This window comes from Nostoc sp. MS1 (assembly GCF_019976755.1).
Lineage (GTDB): Bacteria > Cyanobacteriota > Cyanobacteriia > Cyanobacteriales > Nostocaceae > Trichormus.
On record NZ_AP023441.1, the window covers coordinates 3402374 to 3419493 of the forward strand.

General features: G+C 41.1%; 13 protein-coding genes and 1 pseudogene. All 14 read right to left on the reverse strand.

What is annotated here, in order from left to right; translation table 11 throughout:
- Positions 1–168: 168 nt before the first annotated feature.
- Positions 169–1188 (reverse strand): tRNA dihydrouridine synthase, encoded by a 1020-nt coding sequence (locus NSMS1_RS14725; RefSeq protein WP_224094704.1) that lies wholly within the window; start codon positions 1186–1188, stop codon positions 169–171.
- A 28-nt stretch (positions 1189–1216) separates the two neighbouring features.
- Positions 1217–1897 carry an NADPH-dependent F420 reductase gene (locus NSMS1_RS14730; protein ID WP_224094713.1) on the reverse strand — a complete coding sequence of 227 codons (681 nt, stop codon included), beginning with the start codon at positions 1895–1897 and terminating at the stop codon, positions 1217–1219.
- A gap of 260 nt (positions 1898–2157) precedes the next feature.
- A complete protein-coding gene (locus tag NSMS1_RS14735; protein ID WP_224094715.1) occupies positions 2158–3279 on the reverse strand; it encodes a Gfo/Idh/MocA family protein in 1122 nt (373 codons plus the stop codon).
- Between the two features lie 234 nt (positions 3280–3513).
- A complete protein-coding gene (locus NSMS1_RS14740; protein WP_224094717.1) occupies positions 3514–4236 on the reverse strand; it encodes a molybdopterin-dependent oxidoreductase in 723 nt (240 codons plus the stop codon).
- A 65-nt stretch (positions 4237–4301) separates the two neighbouring features.
- A pseudogene (locus NSMS1_RS14745) lies at positions 4302–4897 on the reverse strand (cytochrome b/b6 domain-containing protein).
- A gap of 669 nt (positions 4898–5566) precedes the next feature.
- Positions 5567–6709, reverse strand: coding sequence for a PEP-CTERM sorting domain-containing protein (locus NSMS1_RS14750; protein ID WP_224094719.1), 1143 nt, complete (start codon positions 6707–6709; stop codon positions 5567–5569).
- A 140-nt stretch (positions 6710–6849) separates the two neighbouring features.
- Positions 6850–7377: a hypothetical protein gene (locus NSMS1_RS14755; protein ID WP_224094721.1), complete on the reverse strand. Its 528-nt coding sequence runs from the start codon at positions 7375–7377 to the stop codon at positions 6850–6852.
- A 445-nt stretch (positions 7378–7822) separates the two neighbouring features.
- Positions 7823–8887 (reverse strand): 3-deoxy-7-phosphoheptulonate synthase, encoded by a 1065-nt coding sequence (gene aroF / locus NSMS1_RS14760; protein ID WP_224094723.1) that lies wholly within the window; start codon positions 8885–8887, stop codon positions 7823–7825.
- A 22-nt stretch (positions 8888–8909) separates the two neighbouring features.
- Complete coding sequence (gene trpD / locus NSMS1_RS14765; RefSeq protein ID WP_224094725.1) at positions 8910–10001, reverse strand: anthranilate phosphoribosyltransferase; 1092 nt, start codon at positions 9999–10001, stop codon at positions 8910–8912.
- Positions 10002–10053: 52 nt separating this feature from the next.
- The gene (gene trpB, locus NSMS1_RS14770) at positions 10054–11280 is read right to left on the reverse strand and encodes a tryptophan synthase subunit beta (protein ID WP_224094727.1); all 1227 of its coding nucleotides are present in this window, start codon (positions 11278–11280) and stop codon (positions 10054–10056) included.
- Positions 11281–11311: 31 nt separating this feature from the next.
- Positions 11312–12640, reverse strand: coding sequence for a tyrosinase family protein (locus NSMS1_RS14775; protein ID WP_224094729.1), 1329 nt, complete (start codon positions 12638–12640; stop codon positions 11312–11314).
- Between the two features lie 36 nt (positions 12641–12676).
- Positions 12677–13525, reverse strand: coding sequence for a tryptophan synthase subunit alpha (gene trpA / locus NSMS1_RS14780; protein ID WP_224094731.1), 849 nt, complete (start codon positions 13523–13525; stop codon positions 12677–12679).
- 174 nt (positions 13526–13699) lie between these two features.
- Positions 13700–14524: an indole-3-glycerol phosphate synthase TrpC gene (gene trpC, locus NSMS1_RS14785; RefSeq protein ID WP_224094733.1), complete on the reverse strand. Its 825-nt coding sequence runs from the start codon at positions 14522–14524 to the stop codon at positions 13700–13702.
- 92 nt (positions 14525–14616) lie between these two features.
- Complete coding sequence (locus NSMS1_RS14790; RefSeq protein WP_224094735.1) at positions 14617–16812, reverse strand: anthranilate synthase; 2196 nt, start codon at positions 16810–16812, stop codon at positions 14617–14619.
- Between the last annotated feature and the right edge of the window lie 308 nt (positions 16813–17120).

The following is a 17120-nucleotide window of genomic DNA, read 5'->3' on the forward strand; positions in this document are numbered from 1 at the left end:
ACCCTTTTTCTTTTCACCTTATTTTTCTTTCCTGACCCTGAAACTCTTCATTCTGCTATCTTTCGCCCTTATTCAGCCAGCCCTAAGTAAATGAACACAACCAGCAGCGATCGCATAGCGTAATAAGGACACACTGTACGTGTAGCTAAGGCTGCCAATCCTCAAAATTTACACGCCTGAGTAGGGTGCTAGAGCTAAGGTTTTCGTCTTCTCACTCAGGAGAAAGCGATCGCAGATTTTAAACAGTTCCACCTCAGTCTGCGTTTGTCGCATCAACCGCAGAAACTGACCTTCAGCGTCCACACTTAAGGCAATGTAGTTAAGGAACATTTTCATGTAGCCTACACGCGCTCGTTCTGGAAAGTTTGGCGCTTCTGGAGTTTGCCATAAACGCTCAATATAGTTGCGTACCTCAACTAAAGGAACAGGCGTAATCGGTTCACCGCGCAAAGCTTGGCGAATTTGCTCAAAAAGCCAAGGATTGCCAATTGCCCAGCGTCCAACCATGACACCATCTGCACCCGTTTGAGTCAGCACCGATAAGGCATGAGTTGCTGAGTAGATGTTACCATTGGCTAACACTGGACAATCAACCCGTTTGACAGCTTCGGCAATTAAATCATATTTGACTACACCGTGATACATATCTTTGACGGTGCGACCGTGCAAACTCAGCAAATCAATATTGTGGCGATTGATGAGGTCGAGAATTTCGTAAAAGGTATCTGTATTGTCAAAGCCTATACGCATTTTCACTGTCAAAGGGCGATCGCTTACCGCCTGTCGCAGTTCTGCCAAAATCCGATCCACTTTTGCTGGTGAAAGCAGCAAGCCACCCCCAGCTTTTTTGCGATAAATTCTTGGTGCTGGACAGCCCATATTCAAATCAACCCCAGCGATATTATAGTTGCACAGTTCTTTGGCTGTTCTGACTAAATCGGGGATACTTTCGCCAATCATCTGTGCAAAAACGGGGCGACCTGTGTCGTTTTCGGTAATCGATGCCAGAATGCTAGGATTCAGCCGTGAGGTTTCATTTACACGGAAATACTCGGTAAAGAAGTAGTCAGGACTGCCGTATTGGGCAATGACCTTCATAAACCAGAGATTTGTTACATCCTGCATAGGTGCAAGAGCCGTGAGGGGTAGGTTTTGGTAGAGTGGCTGGGGAAGCGATATCTGCGACATAGAAATGCCAGCGATCGACAAAGCTTAATTATGAAAGATTAGATGCTCGTCGTCCACCCAATCGTTGCTCGGATGCAGCAGGCAAAACGTTGACAGAAATCGTGGCATAAGGATTTTGTAGCTGACCGATCATCATAAATCTAATAAAGTCTCCTAAGCCCTCAATTAATCGCGCGTGACGTAATTCTCCACAGTCAACGGCAACAAATCCAATATCCTCAGCCAATTGCATGACAGTTTTACGAGCTTGCGTATCATCTGCACAGACAAAAACAGAGACTTGATAATCTTTTAGCGGACTGGGTGCAAGTTCAAAAACTTCCTGAGCCATTGTATTAAAAGCTTTTACAACCCTTGCATTGGGAACTTCTGAGGCTAATTTTTCTGCCAGTGATTGAACTATAGGGGAAAATGCAAATCCCTCAGGAATATCAAAGTTGTTGCAGTCAATTAGTATTTTGCCAGATAGGACATCAATTGAAGTAATTACCTCGGCCGGATTTATGCCTCTTACTGTATAAAGCAAAACATCACCAAAATTTGCGGACTCATCGTTAGTTCCCCCCTGTGTTCCATGCCCAACAAATGCTGCTACTGACTGCCCCTTCTCTTTTGTCCTAGCGCCAAAAAAAACCTCATGTCCTTGTTCTGCCCACAGTAAACCCAGAGAGCGCCCCATATTTCCACTGCCTATAATACCAATTTTCATAGTTTGAGCAGCTTATTTTAACGTCATGATTACTATATCACTCGTATTGCAAAACAATCTTCAGTTGGAAAACACTTATTTCTTGAGTAACGCTTAATAAATTAAAAACCAGTCTTTTAAAAGAGTTTGGGCAAACATAGAAATTAATTTACATAATCATAAAACCAGAATTGATGCGATCGCACTCAAAACAACTCAATGAATAAACACTTATGCAATGGTCTACCCTTGGTGGTAGACCATTTCTTTTAAAAGCTATTTCAAGAATTACCACCAGGAGAAGCAGCATTAATTAAATCTGGCTTATCCTCAAGAGGAGGATGTTCAATAGCTTGCTGTGATGTTGGACGCGCTTCACGTTCTAGAGTTGGTATTTGTATAGGTTGACCTGTAGTAATCGATTGATAAAGTGCCTCAATAATGCGGACATCAATCAATCCTTCTATGCCATTTGGTTCTGGCTGTTTATCTTGCAAAATACAATCTGAAAAATAAGTAAATTCAGCAGCTAACTGATCGTGATCTGCAAAAGTGCGCTCTTGAGTTTCCCCATCAATAGTTAGATAATGCTTAATTTCTCCTTGCCATGAGTAAGCAGACTCTACAAGTAAATCACCTTTGGTTCCCACTATTTGGTAATTAGAAACCTTACCTGCACCAAAACTACAAGTAAATGATGCTAATCGTTCATTGGGAAAGCGTAGAATCACGCTGGTCATTTCTTCAACTTCGCTGAAGCGTTGTTCCCCTTTACTTGCTGCTACAGCAAACACTTGGGTTGGTTCATCTTGGAACAAATAACGTGCAGCATTAATACAGTAGATGCCAATATCGTAAATCGTGCCGCCACCTGTAATGTCTCGTAAACGGATGTTACCTCCTTCCACTTGTTGAGTAAAAACTGAGTTAAACACCCGTGCTTCACCAATTTGCTGTGAGCGAACTATTTCCACGGCTGCTAAGTTTGCTGGATCAAGGTGTAATCGATAAGCAATCATCAGCTTGACACCATTATCATTTGCAGCCTTAATCATCTCCTCACATTCTTCTTCGGTAACAGCCATTGGCTTTTCGCATAAAACGTGAATTGCTTGATTAGCCGCACGTACAGCGTATTCACAATGCAGGTGATTGGGTAATGCAATATAAACAGCATCAATTTCATCGCTGGCTAGGCAATCTTCATACTCTTCATAAGAGTAGGTATGATCAATACCATACTTTTGGCTTAGTTCTGCCAATTTTGTCTCATCATCGGAAACCAGAGCCACTAATTGGGAATTTTCACTATGAGCGAATGCAGGTAAAGCCGCTTCTTGAGCAAACCACCCTAAACCAACGACAGCATAACGGATTTTGTTATTTGAGTTTGCATTTGTCATTGTTAAACCTATAAATAAAAAACTTGGCTGGAAATGGCTCTTCCACTGTCGTCAAGTTTTTCGCTTATTCCATCCTGCGGATGAAGTAGACGCTTATCTTACTTAAGAGGGTAAAAGTTTTGTTATTCTATACTATTACTGGTATTTTTTCACTTGGAGAAACAGTCAAAGTTACAGCGATCGCATTTAAAGCGTAGCTTATAATTTTAGAAACGTAATTACGAATTATAAAGTCTAAATTCCTGCAAACCACTCATAACCTTGATCCTCCCAGTAGCCTTTAAATATAGATAAACTACTAGCCAAGGTAATTTGAGTTACCCATTTACTTTGTTTGTAACCTAACTTAATTGGTGAAGCTAAACGCAAAGGCGCACCGTTTTCCACAGGTAAAGGCGCACCATTTTTCTCATAAGCTAAAAGTGTTTGTGGATGTAAAGCTGAGGCAATATCCCAACTTTCGTAATAACCATCAGCCGATTTAAAATAAGCGTATTTGACCTGTGATTTTGGTTGAGCAAGGGCAATAATGTCTCTTAACTTAATACCACCCCATTGCACAATGGCAGCCCAACCTTCTACACAAACATGGCGAATAATCATAGAAGTTAAGGGTAAATCCTTAATTTCTGCCATGCTAATATTTAAAGGATTATTCACTTCTCCATCAACGATTAAACGATATTTTTCTAAATCTATAATTGGTGTATAACGAAAGCTATTAACTATTAATGCTTCTGGTTGAATTTCACTTAATGAAAATTCTGGTACAAGTTTTTGAGGTTTAAAGATTAATTCCTCTACTTTTTGATTTAGTGGTTGAGAAACTGCACCAACTAAATCTTCAAAAACAGGTGTACCGCAACCGCCAAATAGCAAACTCATACTGGAAATACCAGATAGCTGCAAAAATCGACGGCGTGATATTTGCGGATGAGGTATGTGAATTAAGCCCATATCGTAATTCGTAATTCTTAATTAAGAAAAGGTTAAATGTTTTCAAATTTGTTCTTTGCTATACTCTACCAAAACATTGATTCGGTTAATTGCTCACCCCCAGCTTGTCGCCCTAAAAATGAGTGAATAATCGTAAATATAATTACCATTGGCACTGAGGCAAAATGTACAATTCTCAATGCTTGCCAACTGCCAAACATATCGACAAGCCAAGGAAATTGAGCAGGCTTATACATCCCTATACCTGTAAGTAATGCCAATAGTAAGATAGGAATGATAGATGTATAAACAATGCGATGCCAAGCATAAATTAGACGTTTAGGGTTTTGGCTTTTTTGTAATGCTTTAATGTCATTAGTCCCAACAAATCGATGTCGCCAACGTCGCGTAATTAAAATATAAAATCCATACCACAAAAGATTTAGAGAAAATAACCACATGGCGGCAAAGTGCCAATGTCTACCTCCAGCCAACCGCCTAAAGTGAATATGGGTGGGATATGGAAACCTGCGCGTCCACCAAAAACAGGATTTGCGTTGTAGATTTGTAACCCACTGGTAAGCATGAGAAATAGGCTAATGATATTCACTGAATGAAAAATCTTTGCGCCTATGGCTTGGGTTGGTAATTTTCGTGTTTTTGAGGGAATACTGGCAGTCATATAAATTTAGGTAATTTTTATAAACCAATTATCGCAAAATGGGCTTGGTTAATCGGGCGTATCTTCTGCAATTCCAGCATTTTGCCGAGCCTGATATGAATTAGTATAAATCTCTACCCTCTTATGGGTGAGGTTTTAGTTATGGAAGTTTCATTTTGTTTTGTTCCCTTGCGGGGAATGGGTGGTGTTTAACGCACAATCAGATCCAGTGTATTCCTATTACACACTGTGGTTTTCCGCCCTCTTGCGAGGAATAAATAGTGTTTAACCCTACCCTTTGGAAACTATTGATATCAGTAAGGGAGCGCTAAAAAACACAACTAAATTAAGCAATTTACATTTCTTAAAGCTTATATTCAAAGCTTTTTTGGTGCTTTACATAAGTTTATATAGTTCGGTTTAATTGTGCCTACCTACTTATTTGGTTTTAAAGGTTCAGTTGGGACGAACTACGTAAAAGACCCATTAATCTTCCATTTCTCTTCTCCGTAAGAGGACTAAAATATCAACTAAGTACTACTTAATCTTCAACGCTTGGCGTAAGTCTTCACAGTTTCATAAAGTATTTGCAAATCTTCCGTCACCACTTGCAAAGTTTTACTTATCTCTCGACTTGCTAAAAAAGTCGCCCTTGTTGATGCTACCTCAAGGGCGATCGCCCTTCACAGATTATATCCCCGTAACCTTGAGTCTTTTCTTGAACCTTGATAACAGCAAACAGATAAAACCGACTACCATCAGCGATATAGAAGAAGTAGGTTCTGGTACAGATTGAGGATTTGCTCCAGGTGGATAAGGTGAATAATTGGTAGAAACGCCACTAAGTAAAGCTATAAGTTGCTCAATATCAGTTGATAAATTACTATTGGGGTTATTTCTTGACAAAATAAGTTGATTATATGTTTGAGTTCCCTCTACACTCGAATTTCCTGTTAACCCAACAAAATCCTGACCTATTCTTCCCACAAGTGAGTTAATTATCTCATCAATTTTTGTTTTAGTAGTTTGTACAAATGGATTCAAATTACTACCAACGCCAATATTTACATTATCCTCATCCACTAACCAATTACCATTACCAACAATTGTATTGTTGCTAGTAAAAACCCAATTACCATTACCAATAATTGTATTGTTAACGCCGAAATCCCAGTTACCGTTACCAACAGTTGTCCCATTTAGACCAAAGTACCAATTACCATTACCTAAAGTTGTATTATTCTTACCGCTATCTAAATACCAGTTACCATTACCAATAGTGGCATTATCACTACCAAAGTACCAATTACCATTACCTAAAGTTGCGTTACTACTGCCATCATCCCAATACCAGTTACCATTACCAATGGTAGTATTATCACTACCAAATTTCCAATTACCGTTACCAATAGTGGTGTTGCTTTTATTGAAATTCCAATTACCATTACCAATTGTGGCGCTATCATTGGCAAAATCTGAGTTGAAATTTCCTATAGTTGCGTTATTAGTTCCGAAATCTCTATTGCTATTACCAACAGGTGAGTTACCAATGACAAAAGGATTACCACCACCAGTCAAAAAGGGATTGTTGGCACTATTGAAAAAATCATCACCTAAAATTAATTTCAAGCGGTCAGAAATTAACTTTTGTATTTGAGTACCAGCCTCACCAGTAAAAGGATTTACACCCCCACCAGGAATATTATTAACACCTGTGGGTACATTTGTACCTAAATTTGTGTACAGACTTTCAAGAGGCGATCGCTCAGATAAACTATTAGTGCCAGAGCTATTTACCTCTGTATTAATCTGTGTAATTACTGATTCTTCCATTAGGAATAGTTTCCTTTATTTGCATTTCAATATTTACGAGAAAATACAGATGAATACAGATAGTTACCATTTGTTAATCTGCATCCATCTATAAATTTGTGCGGAAATTATAATAAATACTGCTACATTGCCACTAAATACTAGGCAAAGGGATTGTTACCACCTGCAAAGGGATTGCTACCACCTGCAAAAGGATTCTCACCGCCTGCAAAAGGATTGCTACCGCCTGCAAAGGGATTCTCACCGCCTGCAAAAGGATTGCTACCGCCTGCAAAAGGATTGCTACCGCCTGCAAAAGGATTGCTACCGCCTGCAAAAGGATTGCTACCGCCTGCAAAGGGATTTTCACCACCTTCAAAAGGATTACTACCGCTACCGCCAGTTAGAGGATCGGCGCTAGTAGCCTGATTGATAGCAGCCCAAGGATTAGTACCACCTGTTAAAGGACTACCAGGAGCATTTGGATTGCCAAAGTTAGCAAAGGGATTACCGCCATAAGGTTCTTCACCAGCATTTGGACTACCACCAGGATTGTTACCACCAGTTGCATTACCAAAGCCTGCAATTATTTTGTTTGGATCTACACCTTGGTCAATTAAGGCTCCCCAAGGAGACTGCTTAAGTAGATCAATCAGCTCACCATTATCAGAAGTGTTTGAATCTGGCATTAGAAAACATCCTCCTAGATTTTTTAACTTTTGTTAGTTTTGGAATCTGAATTGAACTCATTCATCAAAATTCCCAAACTTAGCGGCAATTTTTTTGTGGGCCAAATAGATTATTAGCTATCACTTTCTCTTGATAGCTTCTCAAGTTAAGAGCTTGATTATTAAAAGTAATTAATCAAGTCCACAAATTCTTAAATACAAAGAAATATTAAGTCAATAATTATAGCTATTACAATGATATATATTTTGATATCATGGTTATTAAATATCTTATTTTTATAAGTTTTAAGCTAAAAAATAAAACAATAAAAAATCCACCTTTCAATAAATAACTGGCGAATGAATACCCTGAAAATATCATGCGCTAACTATTTATTGAGGTGGAATTGAGTTATTGGAAATAAACTTAAAAATTTGCTTGTATTGACAAGCTTAGTGACGCTAACTAAATTGCATTAACCAAAGCAGGTTGACTCCAACGTCCGACAACTTTACCAATGACTGACATTTCTTGTGCTAAACGATCGAATCTTTCCGGTGTTAAAGATTGTGGCCCATCTGATAAAGCTCTAGCAGGGTTGGGGTGAACTTCAATCATTAAAGCATCTGTACCAGCCGCGATCGCAGCTGCGGCCATAGATGGTACATACTCAGATTTACCTGTACCATGACTGGGGTCAATCATAATGGGTAGGTGAGTGAGCGATCGCAAAATAGGAATTACCGCTAAATCCAAAGTATTGCGTGCATACTTACTATCAAAAGTTCTTACACCCCGTTCACACAGAATCACATTAGGATTTCCCCCCGCCAGGATATATTCAGCAGCCATCAACCACTCATCGATAGTTGCAGCCATCCCCCGCTTGAGGAGTACAGGCTTATCTTGAGCGCCTACTTTTTTCAGTAACGCGAAGTTCTGCATATTTCGCGCCCCTACTTGAATTACATCTGCATATTTCGCCACGGCTGCTAAATCAGCAGTATCCATAACTTCGGTGATGATGCCTAAACCAGTTGCTTCACGAGCAGCCGCTAACAACTCTAAAGCACTTTCCCCATGTCCTTGGAAAGCATAAGGCGAAGTCCGGGGTTTGTAAGCACCACCGCGTAAAAACTTCGCTCCCGCAGCCTTTACGCGCTTTGCAGTCTCCACAATCATTTCCTCATTCTCAACAGAACAAGGCCCAGCCACCACTACTATAGGATGATATTCGCCAAAATGGACACGCTCATTTGGTGTATCAACAATTACCTCGCTGGGTTCACCATAGCGGAACTCTCGGCTAACACGTTTGAATGGCTTCTGCACACGCATTACTTGTTCAATCCAAGGGCTAAACTCTTGAATTTGTAAAGTATCGATAGTTGCAGTGTCACCAATAATGCCTAGAATGATTTTATGTTTACCGACACTCTTTTCAACAGTTACACCCCAAACCTCACTTAGACCTTGGCTTATGCGAGTAACTTCTTCATGAGGTGTACCACTTTTAAGTATGACAATCATGTTTGCTTCCTTTTAATATTTGTTATTGCAAGAATTGTGCAAGTTGTTCTAACTTCGTCCAAGCCGCACCACTTTGTAAAACTTCCCTAGCAATAGCAATACCTTTGACAGTAGCTTCTACAATGTCTGTTGCTGGAATCGCCTCACCAACTTGCAATGCTAAGGCTGTATTTAGAGCAACTACATCTTGCTGTGCTTGAGTACCTTTACCTTGGAGAACAGCCTTCAAGATTTCCGCATTTTCTGCCACATCTCCACCAGCTAATGCTTCAGTTGGTGCATGGTTTAACCCTAAATCTTGAGGATTGAGAGTAAAACAACTCACCTGTCCATCTTGAAGTACGGCTAAATCTGTAGCATCTGCCAGTCCAGCCTCATCTAACCTTTCCCGTCCGTGGAGAGCGATCGCCCGGCGACATCCCAACTGTGATAAGGCTTGGGCGATTTCTTCAATTAACAACGGGTCATTCACACCAATAATTTGCCCCGTTGGACGTAAGGGATTAACCAAAGGCCCCAGCAGGTTGAAAATAGTCCGCACCTTGAGAGTTTTGCGTAAAGCTGCGACTGTCTTGAGTGCAGGATGCCAGCCAGGAGCAAATAAGAAGGTAATCCCCACCTCATTTACAGCCCCTTGCACCTTCTGGGGATCAGCATTGAGATTGATTCCCAAAGCTTCCAACACATCAGCAGAACCAGTCTTACTAGATGCGGAACGATTACCATGTTTAGCAACTTTCACCCCTGCGGCTGCGGCTACAAAAGCCACCGCCGTAGAAATATTAAAAGTGGAAGCGCCATCTCCACCAGTTCCGCAAGTATCAATTAAGGGTACTGGATATTGGGTAGATTCTGTCCCTTGTCCCTGAGATTGTAGAACGCTGGCCATGCCAACTAATTCTTCGGCAGATACGCCTTTAGCTTGAATTGCCGCTAAGATGGCTCCTGATAAGACGGGGGGAATAGTATCTGTAAGCCAACCGTGCATTAAATCTGTAGCTTGGGCAACTGTCAACGATTGCCGTTTGAGCAATTGTTGTAAGATAGCTGGCCAGTCATGAGAGTCAGAAGTAACAGAGATGTTTTCAAGTGGGGTTTGAGTTACAGTTACCATGTTTGGTTTACCAATTCGTAAGTAATTCCGTCAGCAGTCAACAGTTAAGAGCTTAATAACTAAGAACTTTCGCCACAGTTTGTACATCCTTGTCACCTCTGCCAGAACAGTTGATGACGATGCGAGGACTACCATTTAGTTGTGGGCAGAGGGTTTCTAAATAGGCGATCGCATGAGATGTTTCGAGGGCTGGGATGATACCTTCTAAACGAGACAATCTCTGGAAACCATCTAATGCTTCTTCATCAGTCACACTATAATATTCAGCGCGTCTGAGATCCTTCAAATAACTATGTTCTGGCCCCACACCTGGATAATCTAGACCAGCACTAATTGAATGTGCTTCAATCACTTGACCATCATCATCTTGTAGAACATAGCTCATTGCACCGTGCAGAACTCCCACTCTACCTAAAGTCAAAGTTGCGGCGTGCTTCTGTGTATTCACACCTTCACCAGCAGCTTCTACACCAATTAGACGGATAGAATGCTCATCTACAAACTCATGGAACAAACCAATGGCATTGGAACCGCCGCCCACACAAGCTAAAAGAATGTCTGGTAAACCGCCCCATTTCTCTTGACACTGGACGCGGGTTTCCTTACCGATAATGGCGTGGAAGTCGCGGACAATCATCGGGTATGGATGAGGGCCAGCCACAGAACCCAAGATGTAGTGAGTAGTTTCTACATTTGTCACCCAATCACGGATAGCTTCAGAAGTCGCATCTTTGAGAGTTCCTGTACCAGCTTCCACTGGGCGAACTTCAGCCCCCATCAACTTCATCCGAAATACGTTGAGGGCTTGACGCTGCATATCGTGGATGCCCATGTAAATCACACAGTCCAACCCAAAACGCGCACATACTGTTGCAGTTGCTACACCGTGCTGTCCTGCACCTGTTTCAGCGATAATGCGCTGCTTACCCATGCGTTTGGCTAACAACACCTGAGCCAAAGCATTATTAATCTTATGTGCGCCCGTATGATTTAAGTCTTCACGTTTTAAATAAATCTGCGGCCCAGTCCCATCTGGTTTAGCGTAATGTTCTGTCAGACGTTCAGCAAAGTATAAAGGGCTAGGTCTGCCCACATAGTCGCGGAGTAAACCTTGCAACTCTGTCTGAAAACCAGCATCATCACGATATTTTTGATATGCAGTTTCCAACTCGCTCAAAGCCGGCATTAAGGTTTCTGGAACATACTTACCACCAAACTTACCAAATCTACCTAAAGAGTCGGGACGCGCAGTTGTTTTAATATCTGGAGTGCTTACCACAGTTTGAATCCTTTTACGTTCAAGTATTTTCTTAAGAAGCTATAGCCGAGATTTCTTTTGTTTTTGTTGGTTTGGCTTGACGCTTTCGCCGTGAAATAACTAGCAAAGCCGACAGACTGCATAGAGCCAATGTAGAACCTGGTTCTGGAACAGATTGCAAAGTATCGTAGGTATAACCCAAATTTCTATAATCCAGAACGTCTACAGGTCTTACCAAGTCGTTAGAATTAAAAACTGGTAATAAAGATAACAAATCTCCTAATTTTGTCGCTTTGGGTGTAGACATACCACCATCCCAAGGCCACATCAAGTCATTAAGATTATGACCATAAGGTTGACCATCAGCCGGGTAAAAATCACTACCTTGATGTCCGTCTTCTTGCCATTCAGCCCACAGGCGGTCTACATTCGCATGATGCAGCCAAAACACAGGGTCATAAGGGGAACTAGGAATATTGCTCATGGTTCCCAAACCTTTAAAGGTCACGGGTGTTGTGGTTGGGTCTATCTGCACCCCACCTACTAAGCCATGAATATAGTTATGTGTATAACCGCCTGGAATAATATTACCCTGTTCATCAACAGTAACAAATCCCTCTAAAGCAGTGCGAAATAGAGAATAATCATTGATAGCCATGACGCGATCAATATCTCTTTGCGGTAGAGGATATTCACTGGCTGGTGGTACTCGCAAAAAGCGTACAAGAGATGTTCCAAGAGACTTTTCTGCTGTTGGGTCATAATTCAGTTGGGGGTTAAGTACCCAACCGTTAGCAACAGAAAAAGCACCAGACTGAACAGTCCCACCTGTAAAGTTACCCAACCCAGGTATATTGGTAGTTACTCCCTGACCATTAGGGCTAAGGAAGTCATCATTAAAAATGACATCCAGTGCCTTTGCATCAGTCCAATCCCAATAAGGTATAGTGACGCTTGGGTCTACTGTTTGTAGTGCTTCTTCAAACCTATTAATATACTCTCTGTGCCAAGGTAAAAAAGCAGCATTTTCATGAGCCAATTCTTGGGTTGAACTAGCATGACCTTCATGGTTATGAATTAAGCGTGTTGCTCCTAAATGGACAGCAACAAACTCGTCATAAATACTAAGTTTATTACCTGGAAGAGTCGTATTTTTTAATGTGATAATGGCATTGACTAAATTGCTTTTCTCTTTCGAGGTAAGGCTAGTAACGCTCTTTCTCACATTTAGGTGAGTATGTGGTTGTGGTTTTGGGGTTTCGTGATTTTCGTTATGTTCACCGTGGTCAATGTCATTGTGGGCAAAAGCGGGAAGTGAAATTGCATTAGTTACAACTATGCTGGAAATTAATATCTTGAAAGATATTTGCAAAACTTTCATTACTTTAATCGTAGACACAGAACAGCACATCTGAGATTATTTGGCTGAACCTACTGGTTCCAATGCTGGTGCGATGGTCTCCGACCGACCGGAGGTCATCGCTTCTTTCAATTCTTTGCTAAGTTGTTCTATAGCTTGCAATCCTTCGGCTGGGCTACCTTCTGCTAAACGTTTGACAAAGGCGCTACCAACAATTACCGCATCCGCACCCCATTCTTTAACTTGACGCGCTTGTTCTGTGCCTGAAATACCAAAGCCTACACCAATGGGCTTATCGGTAACGTTGCGTAAATCTGTGATTAGATGCTGTACGCGGTCTTGAATTTGGGAACGGATACCTGTAACACCTGTTACACTAACTAGATAAATGAAACCTTGTGATTGATGTGCGATCGCCTCAATTCTATCCTGAGAACTGGTAGGCGCTACCAGCAAAATCACTTCAATATTAAAACTAGCAGCCGTTGTAATTAATTCTTCTGCTTCTTCTAAAGGTAAATCTGGTACTACCAAACCGCGCACCCCAACCGCCGCAATGGTTTCTAAAAACGACTTAATCCCACGATGCAAAATAGGGTTGTAGTAAGTAAATAATATTATTGGTGCTTGCAGACTAGGACTAACATCTGCGACTATCTCTAAAACTTGTTCTAATTTAGTTCCCTTTTGCAATGCGCGAGTCGCCGCAGCTTGAATTACAGGCCCATCCGCCAAAGGATCAGAATAGGGAACACCCAACTCAATAAAATCAGCACCATTACGGTCTAAAATGCGTAAAGCCTCGGCGGTAGTTTCTAAATCAGGGTCGCCAGCCGTGATAAAAGGAATTAAAGCGCACTGTTGGCGCTGGCGTAAAGTTTGAAAACGTTCAGAAATTGTCGTCATTGTTTTGGTTAGGAAAAGTTGACAGTTGACAATTGACAGTTGATTAAGAAAAAGGTTAAGGGAGAAAGTATAAATTATTCACTTACCTTTCCCCTCAGCTTAACCTCCGCAAGAAGCTTTCTCTATGTCTTTGTGGTGGAATTTTCAACCACAGAGACACAAAGACACAGAGTTTTAAGTTAACAACAAACTACGGGTTGCTTGTTCAACGTCAGTTTGTTTAACTAAAGATTCTCCGACTAACACAGAACGCGCACCAACTTCAGCGACAAATGATAAATCAGCAGGTGTATAGATTCCCGACTCGCTGACAATAGTCAGGTCTAAGCCTTGGATTTGTTGCTGGCGCTGGCTTAAAAGTTGCTGTGTAATTTTTAAATCGACTGTAAAATCTTCCAGGTTGCGGTTATTAATTCCCAGCAAGCGCAAGTCTTGCAGTTTGAGGACTCTATCTAATTCAGCTAAGGTATGGACTTCTATGAGTGCATTCATACCCAAGTCGTGAATTAGTTGCAGGAAGTTTTGCAGTTCTTCATCGGATAAGATAGCTGCAATCAACAATACTGCATCTGCACCCGCAGTTCTGGCAAGGTATATTTGGTAAGGGTCAATAATGAACTCCTTACATAATAGGGGTAGTGAGACTTGCTGGCGTACAAGTCGTAAATTGTTGAAACCACCTTGAAAGAACTTTTCGTCAGTTAAGACAGATAGACAAGCTGCGCCACCTTTTTGGTAATATTGGGCGATCGCTACTGGATCAAAATCTGCCCGAATAATACCACGGCTGGGCGAGGCTTTTTTCACCTCTGCAATCAAGCTGGGTTTGTGAGAATTTTCTTGCAAGGCTTTCAAGAAATTCCGCACAGGTGGCGCAGTCTCTAACTGTTGTTGCAAAGCAGTTAAAGATACTTCTTGTTGTAACTGTGCAACTTCTTGTCTTTTATGCAGCACAATCTCATCGAGAATGTGGCGAGGAGGTGCAATTTGGTTAGTCATAGTAGTAAGGGGGAAGGGGGAAGGGGGAAGGGGGAAAGGGAAACACCTCTACCCTTTTTATGAACTATAGACTATGGACTATGGACTAATAACTATTGACTAATAACGATTGGCTGCGTATACTTGCGCACCACATTTTTAATCATTGCTAAACCAACTTCTCCAGCTAAAGTCATAATTGACTCTGGGTGGAACTGAACGGCTGTGATAGGAAGTGTCTGATGTTCGATAGCCATAATGACTTCATCATCAGAAATCGCTGTCACCTTAAGTTCTTTTGGTAAACGTTGCGCTAATGCAAATAAGGAATGGTATCTACCTACTGGAAAAGATTCGGGTAAGCCTTGGAATAGTACAGAATTGGGTTCTGTAACAAAAATCCTAGAGGATTTACCGTGTTGTGGGTAGTTCAATACACCTAATTCACCACCGAAGGCTTCTACAATTCCTTGCAATCCCAAACAAACACCAAACAAAGGTATTTGCCGACGGACGCAAGCAGCAACGACTTCTGGGACTTTAAATTCACTTGGTCTACCAGGGCCAGGAGACAAAACTACTAAGTCTGGTCGTTCGGTATCAAATAGTGATTCTGGGAAGCCGTGACGAAGTGTAGTTACAGTTGCACCTGTAGAACGAATGTAGTTAGCTAGGGTATGAACAAATGAGTCTTCATGGTCGATAAGTAAGACACGTTTCCCTGCTTCCACATCAGGAACAGATTTGCTGAGGATAGTAATACTAGAATCTTCAATTTTTGCGTCTGTCTGTTTAGCGCGGCGAATGGTTTCAAAAGCAGCCGCAGCTTTGGTGATGGTTTCTTGTTCTTCGGCTTGTGGTATAGAGTCATATAACAGAGTTGCACCAACTCGCACCTCTGCAATTGAATCTTGCAATCTGATTGTTCGCAGAATTAATCCTGTATTCAAATCACCATTAAAGCTGAGATAGCCAACTGCACCACCATACCAACGTCGGGCGGTGCGTTCATGCTGTTCGATAAATTGAATTGCTGCCCGTTTAGGTGCGCCTGTAACTGTAACTGCCCAAGTATGACTAAGGAAGGCATCTAAGGCATCAAACTCTGGTCGGAGTATGCCTTCTACATGGTCTACTGTATGGATTAAGTGGCTATACAATTCAATTTGACGACGACCAATAACTCGTACTGAACCGGGTTCGCAAATCCGAGATTTATCGTTGCGGTCTACGTCTGTACACATTGTTAACTCAGCTTCGTCTTTGTGAGAGTTGAGTAAGTGACGAATTTGTACAGCATCATCTAAAGCATCCTGTCCTCGGCTGATAGTACCGCTAATAGGGCAGGTTTCCACACGCCGACCTTCCACCCGCACAAACATCTCTGGTGATGCACCGATGATGTATTCGCCGCCAAGGTTAAAGATAAATCCGTATGGACTAGGATTAATTTGTTTTAGAGTTTCAAATAGTTTACTTGGTAAGGCTTCGCAAGGTGTGAAGAAGTTTTGGCTAGGAACTACTTCAAATAAGTCACCCCGACGGAAATAATCGAGGGCATATTCTACTAACTTAGAATACTCGCCTATTTTGTGATCACCATTTTGTGAAGGGATGAGGCGTTGACCTCGATAATCAACAGACTCTCCAGTGCGTGGTATCTCATCGGTTGTACCATACTCTGTGATGAAGTCATACTCTATGCGAAATGCTTGTTGTTGATAGTAGTCTATTACTATCAGTTGGTCGGGTAAATATAAAACTAAATCTCGTTGATCATGCGGACGTTCTAGGTGTTTGTTGATTTGCTCAAATTGGAATACTAAATCGTAACCAAATGCACCATATAAGCCTAAATGTTCATCTTCTTGGCTAGAGAAGATATGCAGAATCTCTCGAATTACAGAAAATGTTGAAGGTTGTTTACTGCGTTCTTCTTCTGTAAAGAATTGGTTTGTTTGTTTAACTAATCCGGTAATTTGTTGATAATTTTGATTAAGTTCTTGGAGTTGTTCTGATTGGGATAGACGCTCAAATATTACTGGTAAAAGTATATGACCGCGATCGTTTAATGCTGTAATAGTAAAAGCGTTTTCTCTTGTAGATAATTCTAAAGGTGGATTGACAAATCCAATTGCCCATCTCTTGTATCTACCTGGATATTCATAACTACTGGTCAGCAAGCCGCCGCGTTGAGAGTTTAAATAGAAAAGAATCTCTTCCAGGGCTGTCTCCATCTTAACTGGGGTGATGAAGCGAGAGACATGGATACCCCCAAAGGTTGTATAGTCATGGGAATCGGCAATCATAATAAGCTCTCTAGAATAGTTACTATTTAATTAATCAAAAACTTGTCATTGCTATAGTTGAGATAAGTAACAGGGGATAGGCTTAAAAGGCTTTTAAATTACGTTTTTATAGTTGGTTTTTGTCCTGTTATATCTGTTAGGTGCTATGCAATTTAACTTTGTGCAATAACAAGTTTTAACAATTTGAGGTTTTGAAACTATGACAAGTAAATAATTATTGCCAAAGTTTAGGGGAAATAGCTCTTTGCTTGTAAACTCTTCATCCAGACTACTTAATTTTTATAATTCTTAAAATGAAGTATTTTTAG

What these genes read in the sequence shown, in the direction of transcription:
- NSMS1_RS14725 (WP_224094704.1), bottom strand. Translation starts at nt 1,188, where the DNA reads ATGTCGCAGATATCGCTTCCCCAGCCACTCTACCAAAACCTACCCCTC.
- NSMS1_RS14730 (WP_224094713.1), bottom strand. Translation starts at nt 1,897, where the DNA reads ATGAAAATTGGTATTATAGGCAGTGGAAATATGGGGCGCTCTCTGGGT.
- NSMS1_RS14735 (WP_224094715.1), bottom strand. Translation starts at nt 3,279, where the DNA reads ATGACAAATGCAAACTCAAATAACAAAATCCGTTATGCTGTCGTTGGT.
- NSMS1_RS14740 (WP_224094717.1), bottom strand. Translation starts at nt 4,236, where the DNA reads ATGGGCTTAATTCACATACCTCATCCGCAAATATCACGCCGTCGATTT.
- NSMS1_RS14750 (WP_224094719.1), bottom strand. Translation starts at nt 6,709, where the DNA reads ATGGAAGAATCAGTAATTACACAGATTAATACAGAGGTAAATAGCTCT.
- NSMS1_RS14755 (WP_224094721.1), bottom strand. Translation starts at nt 7,377, where the DNA reads ATGCCAGATTCAAACACTTCTGATAATGGTGAGCTGATTGATCTACTT.
- aroF (WP_224094723.1), bottom strand. Translation starts at nt 8,887, where the DNA reads ATGATTGTCATACTTAAAAGTGGTACACCTCATGAAGAAGTTACTCGC.
- trpD (WP_224094725.1), bottom strand. Translation starts at nt 10,001, where the DNA reads ATGGTAACTGTAACTCAAACCCCACTTGAAAACATCTCTGTTACTTCT.
- NSMS1_RS14775 (WP_224094729.1), bottom strand. Translation starts at nt 12,640, where the DNA reads ATGAAAGTTTTGCAAATATCTTTCAAGATATTAATTTCCAGCATAGTT.
- trpA (WP_224094731.1), bottom strand. Translation starts at nt 13,525, where the DNA reads ATGACGACAATTTCTGAACGTTTTCAAACTTTACGCCAGCGCCAACAG.
- trpC (WP_224094733.1), bottom strand. Translation starts at nt 14,524, where the DNA reads ATGACTAACCAAATTGCACCTCCTCGCCACATTCTCGATGAGATTGTG.
- NSMS1_RS14790 (WP_224094735.1), bottom strand. Translation starts at nt 16,812, where the DNA reads ATGATTGCCGATTCCCATGACTATACAACCTTTGGGGGTATCCATGTC.